We start from the raw sequence: 19594 nt of genomic DNA on the forward strand, positions 1-19594 counted from the left end.
AATGATTGTTGTTGGGGCAGTCTCTGTGTTTCCGGTTTTCGAAATTATAGAGTGACCGGGCTTAGGTGGAGTAGGGATTAAGGTTGAGATTCTAACTGCTGTTATTTTGACAATGTGTTGTTTAACAGGGACAGAAAAATTACCCATGAATATTGCGGTATCGAGTAAGTACAGTCCAAACATTCCGCAACACATTTATAAAGATTGTAAAAGACAGCCTACTCGGCGGTGACTATGGAGATGCTGACCGGGATCTAGCACCAGTTTTGATATTCTTAGTAAGTGAGGCTTCCAATTTTATTACCAGTCAACTAAAATAGGAATCGTTGTCGTACTCCTTAATGTTTCTTGCGACAAACATTTATCGAACTGAGCTCATTCCACCTACTGGGGCTGTCTAGTAACCCTAAATCTAAAGCCAAAATCAGAGACCAAAGCTGCATTGTACGCAGCAATGTTTCAGTCTGTGAATGGTTGTTAATATAGAGAATAATACTCATTAATATATTAACACTACTAGTAGTCAGGTTTACGTTCTAATTGATTAGTAGTACCATCCTGACGACTGACCCCCCATGTATGCATTTTCAGTGCATAAAATATTTAAATCTTTATTCTTTACAAAATTCATACATCTTATTAACTTATACTTAATGTTCTATTAGTAATATTATAATTGACTGATTAAAAAAGATATTGGGGGATTTTATATGAGAGTGACTAAATTAATGCTTATTGCAGTTATTTTAATTGCAGTGATGAATGGGTTTAACAGCTCAGCCGTAGCAGAACCAAACGACAATATGAAGCTTCAATTTAATTCCGATGGAAAGTTTAAAATTGTACAGTTTAACGATATGCAAGATGACGAGAATATCGACCCTAGAACTGTAAAACTAATGGAAAAAGTACTTGATGACGAAAAGCCCGATCTAGTTGTGTTGAATGGGGACAGTATAAATGGTGATATGGAAACATCTAGAGAGGTCATGAAGGCTATCAACAATATTGCTCAGCCAATGGAAGAAAGAGGGGTGAAGTGGGTCGTCACTTTCGGTAACCACGACGCGGATCATACATCGAAGACCGGTGTTGATGAGGAAGATATGCTAGATATATATATGTCTTACAGATATAATCTGAACAAGCCGAAAGCGAAGGATATCACTGGGACTGGTAACACAAATCTGTTAATCCAGGATTCCAAGGGAAAGAATGCAGCATTCAATATTTGGTTGTTTGACAGCGGGAGATATGCTCCAGAGGAAATGGCCGGACAAGATTTTGAAGGGTACCCAAATTGGGACTGGCTCCGTTTTGATCAAATAAAATGGTACTACGAGACTTCGCAAAAGTTAGAACACCAAACTGGCCATAAAGTCCCATCACTCGCATTTATGCATATTCCTCTTCAAGAGTTTGAATATATGTGGTACGCGAGCCCAAGTGAAAGAACAGAAGAGAGCCATGCCAAAGCTGTCGAGAAGCATGATATCACAGGAGAAAAGAACGAATGCGTGTGCTCTGGTCCGTTTAACAGTGGCATGTTTGCTGCTATGCTAGAAAGGGGTGACGTGGAAGGCGTCTTTTCTGGCCATGACCATGTGAATACTTATGACGGCAACTATTACGGAATCAAGTTGGGCTATGCGGGAAGCACAGGATTCGGCACCTATGGTTTGGGGGGGAATGAAGATCACAGATTGCGCGGCGCAAGGGTGTTTAATCTCCAAGAAGACAAAAGAGATGTTTTGGTTGAAACCCACATGGTTTTTGCAAAAGATTATGGCATTCAATAAGAGAAAACTGATTAAAATGAACACGTCTATCAGGGACATTACTCCAGCAAAGAGACATTTGCTGGAGTAATGTCCCTCTTTTTAAGGGCGACAAGACAACTATTTAAAGAAATGACTCTTTTTGAAAAATTTCACGATAACTTTCTTTATTTTAGAATAGTCCCCAAACGTAAAGAAAAAGTGCTTCCCCCAATGATTAAGATGGAATAATTTGGCGGTACTCGAAACTGCTAAAATAAAAATGTTAAACAGCATTCTCCTGGCTCATAAATTCTTCGTGCTTCTCTAGCTTTTTCCGATACACAACTTTAGATAATTGGATACTTACTTCATAAAGCAAAATTAACGGGAAAGAGACTAGAAGCGGCATCAGTAAGTCTGGTGGTGTCAACATGGTACTAATGATGATTAAGGCCAAATAGGCAAACTTCCTTATTCTACTCATGTAATCTGGCGTAATGATTCCAAGGGTAGTTAAGAACATTGCTGCGATTGGAAGTTCAAACAGCAGTGCAAATGGGATGATAGTCTGGAATAAAAATTTAAAATAACGATCCACCGTAATCAAGACATCAAACATTCCCTCCGATAACGTAAGGATAAATGGGAATACGAATTGAACGAAAATTTCATAACCAAATACCAATCCGATTATAAATAAGACAAAAATAAAAGGTATGTAAGATAGTGAAACTCTTCTTTCATATGAAGTTAATCCGGGTCTAATAAATGCCCAGGTTTGGTATGCTAAAACCGGAATTGTTCCAGTGATTGCTACCACACCTGCCATTTGAAAATAAATCCAAATGATTTCTGTCGGACTGATCACCATTAAGTCAATATCTATATCATTTATAAAAAAAGTATAGATGTCTTTTACAAATGCAAAACCTAGCATGAAAAATAAGAAAAACAGGACTAGTGTAGCAATAATTCGATTTCTTAACTCTGTTAAATGCCCTGTTAAATTCAATTCTTTATTATTTTTGCTTTTTTTCCACTTTATTAGAAAACCCATTTTCAATCCCCCTTCATTCTTGGAAAAGCTTGGCTTCTCACCATTAGCGGAGCAACAGCTTATTCTTCTTCATAAAATTACTTTGCAAAAAGACGAACGAATGCGATTTTTTTAAAAAGCAGAATAAGGAAGATGCAGGGTCTCCCCCGCACCTTCATCTTTTTTCCGAACGTTACTTACTTTTACCCGTTTCTACTGTTTTTTCGCTTTCATCCTTTTCATCTTCTTTTGTCAAGTCCTGGGCTGCTTGTTTGAATTCATTTAATGTTTGACCGGTTGCTTTGCCGATTTCAGGGAGTTTCTTCGGTCCAAAAATAACTAAAGCAATAATCAAAATTATAATTAACCCTGGAATTCCTATACTTGATAACATATATCCCACCCTCTTTTCCTTACTTATTAACGCCATTCTAACATGCTATTTTTTAAAAATATGCATGATTGAAGATAATTTACCGAAATTTTACGATAGCTTACCAATAACTTAAAAAATGATTGTTAACCTAGTAATTGAAGACACCAAAGAAGGAAAATCATACATACTAAAAAAGGAGGAAATCATGTTGAGCAATCATTTGAACATGGACAGGCGTCATTTTTTGAAGGTTGGTGGAGTAACAGCAGCAACACTGGCATTGGGAACAACCGGTCTTTTAGCACTGGGGGAGAATGGAAATAAAGCACTCGCAGCAACCAGATCGCGAGGTTCGTTTGGCGGATATGGGCCACTTGTTAAAGATTCTGGAGGTATTTTGAATCTTCCGAAAGGATTCCAGTACCGAATTATTTCAGAAGAAGGTGGGAGGCTTTCCGATGGTCGTCCGATTCCCGCATTATTTGACGGAATGGCAGCATTTAAAGGAAAGCATAATTCTACTATTCTTGTCCGTAACCACGAATTAACGAGCCAAACAAATAATCCTGTAATCGGCCGAAATCCATACGACAAGAAAAATACTGGTGGAACAACCGCGCTTATCGTAGGTCCCGATCTTAAACTGCATGAAGAATATGTTACATCTTCCGGTACGATTCGAAACTGTGCTGGTGGAGGAACCCCTTGGGGAACATGGCTAACTTGTGAAGAAACTAGAAATACTGGACATGGTTATGTATTTGAAGTTGATCCACTGGATCCTGAAAATGACTTGTCTAAAACACCTATCAGAGAAATGGGAGCATTTTCTCATGAGGCTGTAGACGTAGATCCCGCAACTGGCATTGTCTATATGACAGAAGACGATGGTCCAGAAAGTTATTTCTATCGTTATATTCCAAATGATCCTAGCGGAAAAATTGGTTCCTTGCAAAAAGGTGGAAAATTACAAGCTGCTGCCGTAGAGGAAATGAGTTCGAATGAAATGAGCAACTTCTATAGCAACAAGAAATTTGGCATTGTATGGAAAGACCTTGATCCCGAGAAACCTACCTTGGATGCACGGAATAAAGGATGTATTCAATTTTCCCGATTGGAAGGCTGTCACTTTGTGGATGGTGTATTCTGGTTCTCTGACACAGATGCAGGGGATAAGAATTTGGGAAGAATCTATCGCTATATTCCAGCTACGAATACGTTAGAGATTTTCTATGAATCTACTGAAACGAATGATTTAGAAGCCCCAGATAATATTACGATTACGCCATGGGGTGATTTATGGATTGTAGAAGATGGTGGAGGTTCAGACCGCATTATCGGCTTAACCCCAGAAGGAACAACTTATATCTTTGCAGAAAACATACTAAATGATTCCGAATTGGCTGGTCCAACATTTTCCCCAGATGGAAAAACATTATTCGTAAATATACAAACACCCGGTATAACACTGGCTATTCAGGGACCTTTCTCACATAGGAATGCGGCTAGAAGTCGTTTAATGGGGCATGCAGCACCTCCGGAAAGTTATGCACCAAAGGTCTCAGACAAATTAACTGCATTTGCCGAAGCTCAAGGGATGTCTCGTTTAGAAGCAGCTGCTTTTCATCGTCATGGTATGCCAATTTTATAGAATAGAAGCCGGTATATACGTGCTAGAATTGTTCGACATTTAAATAATAAAAAAGAAGGGGAGATTTTTCATGATGAGTTTTAAGAAAAAATTAGGTTATGCCTTATCATCCGCAGCTCTTGGATTAGTTTTAGTAACAGGAGGGACATTTGCCTATTTTAGCGATACGGCAGAAACCCAAAATACCTTTGCTGCGGGCACATTGGATTTATCATTAGACCCTGAAGTAATTATAGATGTGGAAAATCTGATACCAGGAGATTCGGAGTTTCGTACTTTCTATTTAGAAAACAATGGAACAGTCGATATCAAGGAAGTGATACTGAGAACCAGCTATGAGGTGGAAGATGCTAAAGGTGATAACACGGATGACTTTGGAAAGCATATTCGGGTAAACTTCCTTGAAAATGCAGATAAATCCGAGGACTATGGATACAACGATATCATTTTTTCTACCACTTTATATGATTTACAAAATATGAGTCCAGATGCGGTAGAAAAGAATATTGTTGGTATTGGAGGAGAGCAAAGTGGATTACCGGCCGGTACCAATGACACGATGTTTGTTGCATTTGAATTTGTAGAAACGGAAGAGGATCAAAATCAATTCCAAGGTGACAAGCTAAAACTTGATTGGTCGTTCGAGGCTAGATAGTAGTAATCAAATAGAATCAAAGGAGAGAGATGATTTCTCTCTCCTTTACATACTTAATCATGTTTTGGGAGGGAAGGAAAATTAGTATCAAAAGAAAGTTGGTAATGGGTATCGCTGGGATGATAGTTGGGCTGAGTTTAATTGTTGAGGGGTCCTATGCCTATTTTACAGATACTCATGCAACAGACAGTTTTATTACCAATGGTACATTAAATCTGGAAGTAGATAAGGAGACACTTATGCAAATTGAGAATATGGTTCCCGGGGATACCGTTGAGGGTCGGATAGAGCTCTCCAACAATGGAAGTATCGATATGGAAAAAGTATTACTGCATTCCACCTATGAAGTAGTCGATAAAGGGGAGCCAAACCAGGAAGATGATTTAGGCGAACATATTCGTGTGAAGCTTATCCACCATGATAAGGAAGGAGAAAAAGTTTTATTTCAGCAAAGGCTATCCCAGCTGACTAATAACCCCGAGCAAATGATAAATGCTTTTCCTAGCGGTAGTGGGAAGGAATCATTTACAGTTCAATTTACATTCGTTGACAATGGCGGAAATCAAAATCACTTCCAAGCAGACAAACTAAAAGTTAAATGGAATTTTGAGGCCGTCCAAAGAGATGGTAAGACGTCTTCCGCATCAAGTACGCACGCTTCTTTTCATGACAAAACCAGTATAGATGGGAACCTGGCCATTGGAACATGGAATCAGGAAAAATCAATTAAAACGGATGAACAAAGCAACCAGCAAGTAGAGAAAGATGGTCAAGATACATTGGAAAGCTCTGAGAAAGCAAATGTTGAGGATAAGGAGCAGGAAGCAACTAACGCGGAAAGCAAGCAGAACTCGGAAGAAAATAGCTCTGGGGAGGCTGGGGAAAATTGAAACCACTATTAAAATGGGGAAATCGGATTTTAACAGTCCTTATCATCCTATTTATCGTAAGTGTTGCAGCTCTCGTTCTTTCTAATAAGCTGACGAATCAGGAGTCCGGAATATTTGGATATCAATTAAAAACGGTGTTATCCGGGTCGATGGAACCTGGTATTCAAACGGGATCGATTATTGCCATAAAATCAGTGGATGAAGAGGAAAGTAAAAAATTTCAAGCAGGTGACGTTATTACGTTCCAGGATGAGGACAAAAAATTAATCAGCCATCGGATTGCAGATGTTACGATGACAGATAGCGGAGTGAAGTACACTACCAAAGGGGATAATAACGATGCAGCCGACATTGAACCGGTATTGCCTAATAATGTGGTTGGAGAATATCAAGGACTTACCGTCCCATACGTCGGTTATCTGATTCATTTTGCCCAGTCTCCAAATGGAATTCTTCTGTTGATGATCGTCCCGGGTGTCATCCTGTTAGGTTATTCTGCATTCACCATTTGGAGTATGCTAAGAAAATTGGAAAATAAGAATCAAAGCAATTCATTAGAAATGAAATAGCTTAGCGCGCATCACACGTTGACCTGTATTAACAGCTAAAATCGGATTAAAGGGGATGGAAATCAATGGGTAAAATGATGAAAGAAACGATGACAACATTGAAAGAATCAGGTATTCGGGTAACCTCGCAGAGACTGGCCATTATTGAGTATTTATCCAATACAGTGAATCATCCTAGTGCGTATCAGATATACAGCTCCATAAAAAAACACTTTCCCAATTTAAGCATTGCCACTGTTTACAACAATTTACGTTTTTTGGTGAAAAAAGGAGCCATCAAAGAATTATATGTAAACGGCTCTAGCTGGTATGATTATAATACATCTGATCATTATCATCTAGTATGTCAGTCCTGCGGGAAAATTGAAGATATGGATTATCCGTTATTCTATGAAATTGAAGATTTCGCAGAGGATTTTTACGGGTATATCATCCAGACACATAGTCTCCAGTTATATGGATTATGTAAAGCATGTCAGAAATAAATAGAAATGCATCCGTTTGAGTAGATCATAGAGACAGTAGAAATTTAGGAAATTATTGTTAATATAGAAGAATAAACTTCCGGAGGGATTTTTAGATAAGGAATAATTGAAAGTCAAACTGAATGAAAAAAGTTGTGTTTAATAAAAGAAACGGTTTAAAAGGTGCATAAACTTTTTAGCAGATTTATCTTATGTAAATTTTTGCTGCGAGTTAATATTGTTAGGAAAGGGGTTTTTTGATCTGATCAACAAGCTCTTTTCTTGTTTCTTCTGAACTGGCGTTTCATTAATTCGAGCTAAATATACCAAGAATGTTAACTGTATATAAAAAGCACCAATTTTTCCATTAGAGGCTAGATATTTTTATAATATGCATTGTGCAACGATTTTAAAAGGGTATTCAAGTAATGTTAAGGGATATTAGCTTAGTTGTGCTAAGGAAATCACATCATTTCGAATAGGGATTATTAGCTTTTGTCCAGCATGGTGTAAATTATCCCCAAGTTCATTAAGGATTTATAGCAAAACTAAAATGTTATATTTTCGTTAATCCGATGTTAATAAAACCAGGAATTAAAGACCAAGATTAAAGAACGAGCCATTAAAAATAACATAATTACTTAGATCCAAAACTCCATTTAAGGTTAAAGTTAATGTAACTCCTTCGATTATCCCGTTACATATTACCTGCCTTTTCCATCAGGATATTTTGCCTCCTTTACAAACTTAACAATGAATTAATAACCACATTATATAATTAGAATAGATTTAAATAAATAGGGATAAGGAAAGGAGCAAAATCATATGTCAAGGGAAAAATCACTGGAAGACTTGATTCAACAATTAAACGAGGAAACCATGCAAAAAAATGTCGATAGACGGGGATTTATTCAAGGGGCTGGAAAAATTGCTGGTGTTTCATTAGGAATGGTAATTGCTCAATCAATGGGCGGAATTAAGGTTGATGCGGAAGCAAAATTTAGTGACTATCCATTCTCGCTTGGTGTTGCCTCTGGAGACCCACTTCCTGACAGTGTCGTTTTGTGGACAAGGCTAGCTCCAAAACCTCTCGAAGGCGGAGGTGCCCCTGCACGTAATATTCCTGTACAGTGGGAGCTAGCAAAGGATGAAAGCTTTCACCATATTGTTCAGCGTGGAACGGCAATCGCAAGGCCGGAATTGGCCCACTCTATTCATGTAGAAGTTGAACGTTTACAGTCTAATACGGTCTACTTTTATCGTTTTAATGCTGGAGGTGAATCTAGTCAAGTTGGCAGAACGAAAACACTTCCAGCCTATGGATCAAGTGTATCTAGTCTTACCTTTGCCTTTGCCTCCTGTCAGCAGTATGAACATGGTTATTATACTGCCTATAAACATATGGCTAAGGAAGACCTCGATCTCGTTTTCCATCTCGGAGACTACATATACGAGTATGGTCCAAATGAATATGTATCCGGTTCAGGTAACGTAAGAACCCACAGCGGACCCGAAATCAAGACGCTAACGGATTATCGCAATCGGCATGCCCAATATCGAACCGATGAAGATCTGCAATCTGCTCATGCTGCGTTTCCGTGGGTGGTGACCTGGGATGATCATGAGGTGGAAAACAATTATGCAGATGTAATTCCGGAAAAAGATCAATCTGTAGGAGAATTTATTGAGCGGCGAATCGCTGCCTATCAAGCATATTACGAACATATGCCTCTGAGAAGATCGTCTATGCCGCACGGGGCTGATATGCAGTTATATCGCAGCTTCTCTTATGGTGATCTAGCAAATTTCTTTGTATTGGATACACGCCAGTACCGATCCGATCAAGCAAATGGCGACACTAGTTCGCCGCAAACACCAGAATCACTGGATCCATCTCGTACCCTACTGGGTGAAAAACAAGAGGCTTGGTTAAAGGAGAACCTAAGCAACTCCAAGACAAAATGGAATGTACTGGCACAGCAAATATTCTTCGCAAAACAGAACTTTGGAAAAAGCCCAGATGAGCCGTTATACAGCATGGATGGCTGGGACGGTTATACGCCTTCCCGTAAGCGAATTACGGACTTCTGTGCCAGTAAAGAAATGAATAATTTGATCGTTTTGACGGGCGACGTTCATGCGAGTTGGGCGTCTAATCTGATGGCTGATTTTAATGATCAAAACTCTCGTCTTCTAGGGGCAGAATTTGTCGGAACATCGATTACATCTGGTGGAAACGGAGCGGATAAACGCGCGGATACTGATCGAATCCTAGAGCAGAATCCACATATCAAATTTTTTAATGACTATCGTGGCTATGTTCGTTGCCATATTACACCTTCACAATGGAAGGCGGACTATCGCGTTGTTCCTTTTGTTACAAAACCAGGGGCAGCCATTTCTACAAGGGCATCTTTTATATATGAGAAAGACCAAGAAGGGTTGAAAGAATTGGCTGCTTCTCTCGTTCCTCTTGGTAAGCAACGATCCAGTGAGGTTGAAGAAGATCGATATCGAGCACACGACCGTGCACATGAGAAGCAGCGTAAGAAGGTACGGGAAAAACAACTGAATTAATATTAGAAAGGGTGGTAGGCTAATGCTCTCAAACATTGGGATTCCAGGATTAATTTTAATACTTGTTCTTGCCCTGATTATTTTTGGTCCATCCAAGCTACCTGAAGTCGGCCGGGCATTCGGTAAAACGTTGAAGGAATTTAAAAATGCTTCACAGAATTTGATGGCAGGGGATAGCGGGAATGAACGAGAGGTAACGGAAAAGGACAGTTCATCTTCTTTGGAGAAATAACAGGCTGATCAGAGGATAGAATGAGGGGACAAGAGACCCTAACGACCTATTTTTTAGAGACAGGAGAGGAGAATAACCATAAAAAAAGACTTTTACGGGGTTAGTCTTGAGTACTATTATGGTAGTTTCACTAACTGGTAATGTTTTTGCGAATGGGTATGGAAAAGAAGTAGACCTAAAAGTAATATCCTATAACATTCACCATTGAGCAGGATTAGATGGTAAATTGGATTTAGAAGGAATTGCCAAGGTTATAAAGGATGCTGGTGCTGACGTTATTGGAATTCAGGAAGTTGACCGCTTTTATGGTGACAGAAGCGATTTTCAAGATCAAATAAAAAAGTTAGCAGAATTACTCAGCAGAAAAAAGCTTGCAGAGAAAAACACCATATTCTCTGCAAGCTTTTTCCATTATGTCAATTTCTAAAATCTCCCTTGCTGCATTAGTAACGTGAATAAGGTTTGCCTAAACTCTAGTACTGGTAATTGAATCCCCATCACTAATATCTCGTTATATCATAATTTTTAAAGTTTTTTCCCTATCCTTCCCTTTCCGCGTACTTTCCTTCAAATATTTTTTGACAAATCCAATCATTATGTTAATATGAACATGTTCATATAAAGAACTTGTTCATGTTAGAGGGGAGGGCATAGATAATAAAAAATAAAATAGCAAAAAACAGGGTATGCCATTTTAAGTGCGTGTTCAAAAAGTCGCCGCTTATCATTTGGTGACTTTTTGAACATCTTCTCTAAATAAGATTTTAAATTTATTAAACCAAACAGGAGGTATGCAAAAAAGATATGAATCCTAAAATTCATAAATCTATCTTTTGGCCATCACTTTTATTAGTGGTTGTCGTAACTATTTTTTTAATAATCTTTCGGGATACTGCTGGTCCGGTAGTATCCAACATGATGACAGAAATTACCTTTCGTCTAGATTGGGCATTTGAATTTTTAACTATCGGTTTATTCATTATTTTAATCTGGCTGATGGTTGGCCGGTACAGCAGAGTAAAACTTGGTGATTCAGATGATAAACCTGAGTTTTCCCGGTTTAGCTGGGGAGGTATGCTTTTCTGTGCAAGTATGGGAACAAGTATTATGTTTTGGTCAATTGTAGAACCACTCTACTATTATACTGGTCCTCCATTTGGTATCAAGGGTGGCTCGACCGAAGCCGCTGATTATGCAGTAAGCTATGGTTTGTTTCATTGGGGAATTTCTGCATGGGCTTTATATGCATTACCCGCTGTCGTGATGGCGTATAGCTTTTTTGTTCGTAAAGACCATTCTTTGAAAATAAGTGCTGCATGTCGCGGGGTGCTAGGTAAACATGCAGATGGATTTTTAGGAAAAGCTATTGATGTTTTAGTTATTTGGAGTATGATCGGTGGGCTTGGTACGTCGCTAGGTCTTGGGGTTCCGATGATTTCTGCAGTGGTTAGTGATCTTTTTGGCATTGAACCATCGTTATGGTTAAATGTCGTTATTATTATCATCTGGACGTTTATTTTTAGTTCAAGTGCATATTTAGGACTATATAAAGGAATCCGAAAATTAAGTGACTGGAACGTCTACATGGCATTAGGCTTGGCATTATTCGTTATAATCGTTGGGCCAACATTATTTATTCTCTCTTATTTCACAAATAGTTTGGGGTTGATGCTGGATGATTTCCTGCGGATGAGTCTGTACACGGATCCAATTGCAAAAAGTGGATTCCCGCAAACCTGGACTGTTTTCTATTGGGCATGGTTTGCCGCAACGGCTCCGTTTATCGGTATTTTCGTTGCCCGGATTTCTAGAGGGAGAAGTATTCGGGAATTGGTATTTAATGTGTTAATGTGGGGCTCCCTTGGCAGTTGGTTATATTTTGGAGTGTTTGGTGGATATGCAATGGATCTTGAGTTAAGTGGCAAACTAAGCTTAACTGAAATTTTAACAGAACAAAGTGAACAAGCTGTCATTGTTGCCGTGTTAAATTCACTGCCGCTACCAATGGTTGTTTCTATATTCTTTGTTATCCTTGGCTTTATTTTTCTCGCGACATCAATTGATTCAGCAAGCTATGTTATCGCCAGTGTTGCAACTCAAAAATTAGGTCCGACTACCGAACCTGCACGCTGGCACCGTCTATTATGGGGTGTGCTTCTATCGGCACTGGCCATTAGCTTAACTATTGTCGGGGGTCTTGATGTAGTACAAACCTCATCAGTACTCGTGTCTGTACCTGTTCTGATTATGTATGTGCTTATGGGACTATCATTGATAAAATGGTTAAAGAAAAATGAGCATCTGCATGTCTATGTTAAGAAATAATAGGTGGATTAACATGTGGATGTTCATAGTTAGGAAGTGACTGAATTGAGTTCTGGAAGAAAGGAAATACAACGAGCACGTATGTGGCGCTATTTTTTGGATGCTGCAACGGAAGTGATTGAAAAAGAAGGCATCAATCATGTTACCATTCGAAAAATAGCAGAAAAGGCAGGATATACAAGTTCTACCGCCTATAATTATTTTAGAGACTTATCCCACTTGAAATTTTTTGCGGCAATGCGATTTACGAAGGGGTATACGGATGAATTGCCTGTGTACCTTGAAAAAGGGAAGAACACCGTTGAAAAATGGCTCTATTCCTGGGAATGCTTCTGCAGGCATTCATTTGAACAACCTAAAATTTATTCCGTTATTTTTATGGATAACTTAGGGTCTGTACCGGAAGAATTGCTGGATGATTATTACAAAATTTATCGGGATGACCTAATTGGTTTGCCTGAACAAATCAAGTTGATTATTATGGAGCACAGTTTTTCAAAGCGTAGTGCCTTGTATATCGAAAATGCAGTAGACGAAGGATTGATCGAGAAAAAAGATATTGATTTTATCGCTGATACAACGTTAATGATTTGGAAAGGCATGATGAATACGGTGATGAATCAACGTCGGAAATATACGACAGAAGAGGCGATTAAGCGGACACTTTATTATGTATATGAAAGTGTCATAAGGGTAGTAAATCCTGATAAGAGAGAGGAAATTGAGTTTCTGCCAGGGAGAAAAATTGAAGATTAAATCCTGGAGTGATAGTAACGTGCGAGAGAAAAGTGTTGCCTAAGAATTAGATAAGAATGATATATAGGAGGTTAATGACTTGGTATTTAATGTTAAAGATTCCAAGGAGCGAAAGATTAAAACAGAATTTCCGAGAGAAATAGCGAAGATGGATCATGTATGGATTCCTATGTCAGATGGCGCAAAATTAGCTGCAACGATTTGGCTTCCAAAAGATGCGGAAGAACATCCGGTACCTGCTATACTGGAATATATCCCATATCGGAAAAATGATTTTACAGCGCTTCGGGATTCCATTAGACATCCATATTTTGCTGGGCATGGGTATGCCAGTATTCGTGTAGATATAAGGGGTTCAGGTGATTCAGACGGTATTTTATTGGATGAATATTTAAAACAGGAACAAGATGATGCATTAGAAATACTTGACTGGATAGCAAAACAGCCGTGGTCAACCGGGCACGTAGGAATGATCGGAAAATCATGGGGCGGTTTTAATAGTCTGCAGGTTGCAGCAAGACAACACCCAGCATTGAAAACAATCATTACATTGTGTTCCACCGATGACCGTTATGCAGATGACGTCCATTATAAGGGTGGCAACCTTTTAGCATCAGATATGCTTTGGTGGGCTTCCACTATGTTTGTGTATAATGCAAGACCACAAGACCCGGAAGTTGTAGGAGAAAGCTGGCGGGACAACTGGTTGGACCGGCTGGAGAACACACCTCCATTTGTAGAAGAATGGACTCGGCACCAGCTGAGGGATGCGTACTGGAAGCATGGGTCAATTTGTGAGGACTACGCTAAGATTCAGATCCCTGTATTTGCTGTAAGTGGCTGGCAAGATGGCTATACCAATGCAGTGTTTCGTTTACTGGAAAATTTACCGAATGAAAGTAAAGGGTTAATTGGACCATGGGCGCATGAATATCCTGAAGTAGCAATACCCGAGCCTGCAATCGGTTTCTTACAGGAATGTCTTCGTTGGTGGGATCAATGGTTAAAAGGAAAAGATACGGGGATCATGGATGAGCCTAAACTAATTTCATGGATACAGGACAGTGAATTGCCCGCTGTAAGCTATGATGAAAGACCTGGCAAATGGGTTGCTGACTGGTCGTGGCCATCGAGAAATATAAATGAAAAAAACCTTTATTTAGCAGAAAAAAAACTAACCAATGAAGTAATGGCTGGGGAAGAAACGGTTATTCCTAGCGTACAAGAACATGGATTTTATGCAGGAGTTTTCTGTCCATTTGGTCAACCAGGCGATCTTGCCGCTGATCAACGTTTGGAAAATGGTAAATCTGTTGTATTTACATCAGAACCTTTACAGGAAACGATGGAGTTGTTAGGGCATCCCATCTTTCATGGTGAACTGTCATCAGATCAGGAAAATGCATTGTTAGCAGTGAGGTTATGTGACAAAGCACCAACCGGCGAATCAACTTTAATTAGCTGGGGAATGTTAAATTTGAATCATCACTACTCACATGAACGGGCAGAACCACTGAAACCGGGGGAAAAATACAAGGTCACAGTGCAGCTTGATGCATTGGGACAACAAATACCAAAGGGTCACCGGTTAGAAGTAGCAGTATCACCAACATACTGGCCTCAGGCATGGCCGTCTCCAAAACCAGTTACATTAAAATTGTATTCGGGTAAAGACACGAATATCTCATTACCAGTAAGAATACCACAAGCTAAAGATGCAGAATATGGCCATTTCGAAAACCCTGAAACAGCCAAGGTAATGGATAAAGAAATTATTCGGGAAGAAAATAGAACAAGACACGTATCACATGACCTAGTTAATGGAATTTGGAAATTAGAAGATTTCTCAGATGAAGGCGAGAGAAAATTGCATGCAAATGGCCTGCAGTATGGCAGTATCAATAAAAATACGTTTACGATTAAGGAAAATGATCCACTATCTGCAAAGGTGACGTGTGAATGGGAATTGAATGTCGGACGTGACGACTGGCAGACAAAACTAAAAAGCTATAGCGAAATGACGAGTGATGAAACAGCATTTTATCTAGTCAACACGATTAGTGCTTTTGAAAATGAGGAAAAAATTTTTACTAAAACATGGAGGAAGGAGATACCTAGGGAGTTTGTGTGAAGAAGCGCCAACGTTTTTGAGGTTTAATGTTAAGAGGAAAATGGGTATGGGTCAATTTCTTAAGAACAAGACAATATATTGTAGGGAAAAAATAAACACTCGTCGCATGTTTTATTGAATTATGGTACACTTCATAAATATAATTATTCTGAATTGGAGGCATCATTTCGTGTCACTTACAAAAGATTTTAATAGTATAAAAAACGAACTTGTAAAAATTAGTCATCAACTATATGAAAATCCAGAGCTTGGAGATGAAGAATATGAATCTATGAAGTTACTAGTAGATTATCTTCGTTCTTATGATTTTGAAGTTGAAACAGGGATAGTAGACCGACCTACAGCTTTTAAAGCGGAATTTACAGGAGAGAAACCTGGTCCAACGGTTGCTTACTTGGCAGAATATGATGCCTTACCGGGGATTGGTCACGGATGTGGACACAATTTGATAGCAACGATGGCGGTTGGGGCTGGAGTTGTTCTTCGTAAACATGTACAAGAAATAGGTGGAAAGGTAATTGTGCTTGGTACACCAGCTGAAGAAACAAGCGGCGCTAAAGTACCGATGAGTGAACAAGGGACATTCAACGACATTGATGTAGCTATGATGGTACACCCTGCGGACATTTCTTCGGAGAGTGGCGCTATGCTTGCCATGGATGCTATTCAATTTTCATTTACCGGGAAAGCGTCCCATGCAGCGGCCTCGCCTGAAGAAGGAATTAATGCACTGGATGGTGTCATCCAACTGTTTAACGGGGTTAATGCATTACGTGAACATGTACCATCGGATATCCGTATTCATGGCATTATTTCCGAAGGTGGTCAAGCGGCAAACATTGTCCCGGAAAAAGCAGTTGCTCAATTTTATGTTCGGGCAAACAAACGTGAAGTTTTAGATGAAGTTGTCAAAAAGGTAGAAAATATCGCGCATGGAGCAGCAGCAATGACAGGAGCTGCGGTTGACATTACCAATTTCGAATTAAGTTATGATAATATGATTACAAACAAAGCGTTATCGGAAACATTTACCAAAAACTTAAAAATACACAGTCAACAGCCCGTTTATACTGCTGTAAAACCTTCAGGATCCGCAGATATGGGAAATGTAAGCCACGTTGTCCCGGCGATACATCCATATGTAGGATTGAATGAGCCAGGCCTTGTCTTTCATACAAAGGAGTTTGCGGATAAGACAATCACAGAAGATGGGGAGGCAGCTATTGCTGAAGGTGTATTAGCGTTAGCACAAACTGGCTATGATGTGATGACCGACCGGAAATTGTTGACTACTATCAAAACGGAATTTGACAACAAATAAGTTCAAGATTTTTTCGTCATGGACAGACAGTGAAATTTCTGCTTAAAAAGAGCTTTTTGCAGTGAATCACTGCCTGTTTTGTTTTAACACATTGCAATAAAATTTTACTTACAAGAGGAGAGGGTAAGGTGAGTGAGGAGTCGGTTTTAAAGGATACAGAGCCAACTAAACCGAAAAAGAAATTTGAATTTCCCCATGTTTTCGCGATCTTATTTGCTCTTATTATTATTACGGCGGTACTATCCTATGTGATCCCTGCTGGAGAGTATGAACGTGAAGTAAATGAAGCAGGGGAAACCGTTGTGGTAGATGGAACTTACCATACGGTTGATTCGAATCCTGTTGGTTTTTTGGGTATTTTCGAAGCGGTGCATAAAGGAATGGTCGAAGGTGCTGGAATTATCTTTTTCATATTCATTGTGGGTGGAGCATTTGGTATTCTTAACGCTACAAAAGCAATTGAAGCAGGATTTGCCAGTATTTCCGCTAGAATGGCGGGGAAAGAGATTTATTTGATCCCGGTTGTGATGGTTTTATTTGCATTGGGAGGCGGAACATTTGGTATGTCAGAGGAAACTATTCCATTTATTTTAATTCTGGTGCCTTTAGCAATAAAAATGGGATTTGATTCCCTTGTCGGTGCAGGAATGGTGATTGTTGGCTCCTGTGCTGGATTTACCGCAGCATTTATGAATCCTTTTACGGTAGGCGTGGCGCAGGGAATAGCAGAATTACCACTTTTTTCTGGAATGGGCTTTCGGTTTATTGTTTGGTTTATTTTTGTAGCCATTAGTATTGCTTACGTCATGATTTACGCGAATAAGGTTAGGAAGCGTCCAGAAATAAGTATGATGTATCAGGTGGACCAGCAAAGGGACATCGATCTTTCCATACAAAAACAACAACAAAAACTAAACTTACGACAGTCTCTTATTATCGGAGCGTTAATTTTAACCATTATTGGACTTGCAATTGGTGTGACATTTTTTGATTGGTACATCATGGAAATTGCTGGATTATTTTTATTAATGGGGGTTATTGTCGGCTTTATAGGTAAATTACGGGTTAATCAAATTGCTGAAGCATTTGTCAAAGGCAGTGAGGATTTGGTTGTTGGAGGATTAGTTGTTGGGCTGGCATATGGTATTCTGGTCGTGTTAGAGGACAGCAACACCATTGACTCGATTCTGTTTTTTGTTTCCAATTTAGTCGGTCAATTACCAACGTCTTTCTCAGCAATGGGGATGTATATTACCCAAAGTCTGTTAAATTTTATCGTTCCATCCGGAAGTGGTCAAGCTGCTTTAACGATGCCTATTATGACCCCGCTAGCTGATTTGACCGGAGTTAGCAGGCAAACAGCTGTCTTTGCCTTCCAATTAGGTGACGGAATATCCAATGCTATCACGCCAACTGCCGGGGTTCTTATGGCTTCACTGGCCATCGCTAAAATTCCTTGGGTTAAATGGCTCAAATGGTTCTGGCCGTTAATTGTCATTCATTATGTAGTTGGTGCTGTATTAGTAACGTTTGCGCATTTGTTTGTATGGTGAGAGGGGTAGTTTTGAGGTAAGTTTTTGATGGGATGATAACAAGAGGTAAAGTCGATTACCTGGATTGTTGTTATGGAGTTTATGATCTGCAAGCGTGTCTAAAATTGTGTGGGGATGGACCGGATTGGTTGAGGAGCTATACCGCCGGTTGGCAAAAGATGAGTCGCACTCCCATGAGAAGCCGATCTATTATCTATTCATTATAGCATATTTAGGTTCATCATAAGTTTATTAGTAACATCATTATTTTGGTTTTGGATAAAGTCGCTTATTTACTAGAAATGCAACTCCCAATCAAGCAGAAACCAGGAGTTGCATTTTCTCATAATTAGTTCAATGAATCTAACGCTTCTTTAATAGGGTTTTTTCCAGACACCACCTGAAACTCTTTTCCAATCGTTGTATCATTTTCCAAGCTGGCAGCGATGACACTTGCAATATCCTCTCTCGGAACTTCGCCTCTTTCAACATCGGACCCTAGCTCGACTTGACCGGTTCCTTTATCGTTTGTTAACAAGCCAGGATGGATAATCGTATAATCTAAATCGGAGTTCTTCAACCATTCATCTGCATAATGTTTTGCTGCAACATATGGTGCAAACGATGAAGCAGCTTCCTGTATTGCTTCACGGCTTGTATCAAACGAACTAATCATAATAAACCGTTTCACATCAGCAACTTTTGCCGCTTCAATAGTTTTTACTGCACCATCCAAATCTACCATAATGGTTTTATCTTTACCCGTATGCCCACCAGAACCTGCTGTGAATACGATCGCATCAACGCCTTCTGCTGCGTTGGCAATCGCATCGATGTCTTGTTCCAGGTCTACGATACTAATTTCCGCACCAAGATCTTCAAAAAAGGAAGCCTGCTCCTTGTTACGGATCATTGCTTTCGCTTCGAGGTTATCGTTTTTCTGAATCAATGAAACAAGATGTTTTCCAATTTTACCATTAGCTCCTACGACAAGAATCTTCATTTTCTTCATCCTTTCTGTGTTAATGGAATAAGGCTTTTAGCTAAGGGGGCCGTTTTTTCAAGCGATGGCCTTTAGGCAGTAAACGATATTTAAAATATTCGATTACTTCCTACAAGGGCTAGATCCTATTTGCATATGCGCATTGGAAGCGCAGGGTAATCCATGCGGTAACGGTCAATAACCTTCACTCTGATCTTATCTCGTTGTTTCCTAATCGGCCTTTTTAGCATGAACATCAATGCAAATAGGAAAAACGTTGATGACCAACAGCAGTCGCTATGATTACCTTGAATTTTCACTCAAGTCCTCTTTTCCC

At 39.4% G+C, this 19594-nt stretch carries 17 protein-coding genes; 14 read left to right on the forward strand and 3 right to left on the reverse strand.

From position 1 onward, the window contains the following. The first annotated feature begins 710 nt into the window (after window positions 1-710). Entirely contained in the window at window positions 711-1799 is a 1089-nt protein-coding gene (locus tag IEX12_RS16405) for a metallophosphoesterase family protein (protein ID WP_188725500.1), read from the forward strand. Between the two features lie 244 nt (window positions 1800-2043). Here the strand turns inward: IEX12_RS16405 and tatC are convergent, their stop codons facing one another. Both tatC and tatA (IEX12_RS16415) read right to left on the reverse strand, forming a co-directional pair. Further along, a complete protein-coding gene (gene tatC, locus IEX12_RS16410; protein ID WP_188725501.1) occupies window positions 2044-2817 on the reverse strand; it encodes a twin-arginine translocase subunit TatC in 774 nt (257 codons plus the stop codon). Between the two features lie 172 nt (window positions 2818-2989). Beyond that, a complete protein-coding gene (gene tatA / locus IEX12_RS16415) occupies window positions 2990-3190 on the reverse strand; it encodes a twin-arginine translocase TatA/TatE family subunit (protein ID WP_088052589.1) in 201 nt (66 codons plus the stop codon). Window positions 3191-3377: 187 nt separating this feature from the next. Between tatA (IEX12_RS16415) and IEX12_RS16420 the strand changes: the two genes are divergently transcribed. The 13 genes from IEX12_RS16420 to IEX12_RS16480 all read left to right on the forward strand — a co-directional run bounded on the left by IEX12_RS16420 (window position 3378) and on the right by IEX12_RS16480 (window position 18296). Continuing rightward, a complete protein-coding gene (locus IEX12_RS16420) occupies window positions 3378-4823 on the forward strand; it encodes an alkaline phosphatase PhoX (RefSeq protein ID WP_088052590.1) in 1446 nt (481 codons plus the stop codon). 73 nt (window positions 4824-4896) lie between these two features. Further along, entirely contained in the window at window positions 4897-5478 is a 582-nt protein-coding gene (locus tag IEX12_RS16425) for a TasA family protein (protein WP_088053535.1), read from the forward strand. Between the two features lie 59 nt (window positions 5479-5537). Then, window positions 5538-6368 carry a TasA family protein gene (locus IEX12_RS16430; protein ID WP_268811348.1) on the forward strand — a complete coding sequence of 277 codons (831 nt, stop codon included), beginning with the start codon at window positions 5538-5540 and terminating at the stop codon, window positions 6366-6368. Then, complete coding sequence (gene sipW, locus IEX12_RS16435) at window positions 6365-6937, forward strand: signal peptidase I SipW (RefSeq protein WP_088052592.1); 573 nt, start codon at window positions 6365-6367, stop codon at window positions 6935-6937. Before IEX12_RS16430 ends, sipW begins: the two co-directional genes overlap by 4 nt. A gap of 65 nt (window positions 6938-7002) precedes the next feature. Then, window positions 7003-7422, forward strand: coding sequence for a Fur family transcriptional regulator (locus IEX12_RS16440; RefSeq protein WP_088052593.1), 420 nt, complete (start codon window positions 7003-7005; stop codon window positions 7420-7422). A gap of 804 nt (window positions 7423-8226) precedes the next feature. Then, on the forward strand, window positions 8227-9978 hold the full coding sequence (phoD, locus tag IEX12_RS16445) for an alkaline phosphatase PhoD (protein ID WP_188725502.1): 1752 nt from the start codon (window positions 8227-8229) through the stop codon (window positions 9976-9978). Window positions 9979-10000: 22 nt separating this feature from the next. Beyond that, window positions 10001-10210: a twin-arginine translocase TatA/TatE family subunit gene (gene tatA, locus IEX12_RS16450; protein WP_188725503.1), complete on the forward strand. Its 210-nt coding sequence runs from the start codon at window positions 10001-10003 to the stop codon at window positions 10208-10210. A gap of 226 nt (window positions 10211-10436) precedes the next feature. Continuing rightward, a complete protein-coding gene (locus IEX12_RS16455; RefSeq protein ID WP_188725504.1) occupies window positions 10437-10637 on the forward strand; it encodes a hypothetical protein in 201 nt (66 codons plus the stop codon). A gap of 377 nt (window positions 10638-11014) precedes the next feature. Beyond that, window positions 11015-12535, forward strand: a complete 1521-nt coding sequence (locus tag IEX12_RS16460) for a BCCT family transporter (protein ID WP_188725505.1) — start codon at window positions 11015-11017, stop codon at window positions 12533-12535. Window positions 12536-12580: 45 nt separating this feature from the next. Next, the gene (locus tag IEX12_RS16465; RefSeq protein ID WP_088052597.1) at window positions 12581-13291 is read left to right on the forward strand and encodes a TetR/AcrR family transcriptional regulator; all 711 of its coding nucleotides are present in this window, start codon (window positions 12581-12583) and stop codon (window positions 13289-13291) included. A 79-nt stretch (window positions 13292-13370) separates the two neighbouring features. Further along, a complete protein-coding gene (locus tag IEX12_RS16470; protein WP_188725506.1) occupies window positions 13371-15422 on the forward strand; it encodes a CocE/NonD family hydrolase in 2052 nt (683 codons plus the stop codon). Between the two features lie 121 nt (window positions 15423-15543). Further along, complete coding sequence (locus tag IEX12_RS16475) at window positions 15544-16743, forward strand: M20 family metallopeptidase (protein WP_088052598.1); 1200 nt, start codon at window positions 15544-15546, stop codon at window positions 16741-16743. A gap of 128 nt (window positions 16744-16871) precedes the next feature. After that, complete coding sequence (locus IEX12_RS16480; protein WP_188725507.1) at window positions 16872-18296, forward strand: YfcC family protein; 1425 nt, start codon at window positions 16872-16874, stop codon at window positions 18294-18296. A 328-nt stretch (window positions 18297-18624) separates the two neighbouring features. On the opposite strand, the gene IEX12_RS16485 is transcribed toward IEX12_RS16480, so the two are convergent. After that, a complete protein-coding gene (locus tag IEX12_RS16485; protein ID WP_188725508.1) occupies window positions 18625-19278 on the reverse strand; it encodes an SDR family oxidoreductase in 654 nt (217 codons plus the stop codon). Window positions 19279-19594: the final 316 nt, after the last annotated feature.

Origin of the sequence: Lentibacillus populi (assembly GCA_014642895.1) — a bacterium.
Classification (GTDB): Bacteria; Bacillota; Bacilli; order Bacillales; family Amphibacillaceae; genus Lentibacillus_C; species Lentibacillus_C populi.

Bases quoted from the DNA above. Each gene is read 5' to 3' on its own strand.
- IEX12_RS16475 (WP_088052598.1), top strand. From the start codon at position 15,544: ATGGTACACTTCATAAATATAATTATTCTGAATTGGAGGCATCATTTC.
- IEX12_RS16460 (WP_188725505.1), top strand. From the start codon at position 11,015: ATGAATCCTAAAATTCATAAATCTATCTTTTGGCCATCACTTTTATTA.
- IEX12_RS16420 (WP_088052590.1), top strand. From the start codon at position 3,378: ATGTTGAGCAATCATTTGAACATGGACAGGCGTCATTTTTTGAAGGTT.
- IEX12_RS16485 (WP_188725508.1), bottom strand. From the start codon at position 19,278: ATGAAGATTCTTGTCGTAGGAGCTAATGGTAAAATTGGAAAACATCTT.
- phoD (WP_188725502.1), top strand. From the start codon at position 8,227: ATGTCAAGGGAAAAATCACTGGAAGACTTGATTCAACAATTAAACGAG.
- IEX12_RS16430 (WP_268811348.1), top strand. From the start codon at position 5,538: ATGTTTTGGGAGGGAAGGAAAATTAGTATCAAAAGAAAGTTGGTAATG.
- IEX12_RS16405 (WP_188725500.1), top strand. From the start codon at position 711: ATGAGAGTGACTAAATTAATGCTTATTGCAGTTATTTTAATTGCAGTG.
- IEX12_RS16425 (WP_088053535.1), top strand. From the start codon at position 4,897: ATGAGTTTTAAGAAAAAATTAGGTTATGCCTTATCATCCGCAGCTCTT.
- tatA (WP_088052589.1), bottom strand. From the start codon at position 3,190: ATGTTATCAAGTATAGGAATTCCAGGGTTAATTATAATTTTGATTATT.
- tatA (WP_188725503.1), top strand. From the start codon at position 10,001: ATGCTCTCAAACATTGGGATTCCAGGATTAATTTTAATACTTGTTCTT.
- IEX12_RS16440 (WP_088052593.1), top strand. From the start codon at position 7,003: ATGGGTAAAATGATGAAAGAAACGATGACAACATTGAAAGAATCAGGT.
- tatC (WP_188725501.1), bottom strand. From the start codon at position 2,817: ATGGGTTTTCTAATAAAGTGGAAAAAAAGCAAAAATAATAAAGAATTG.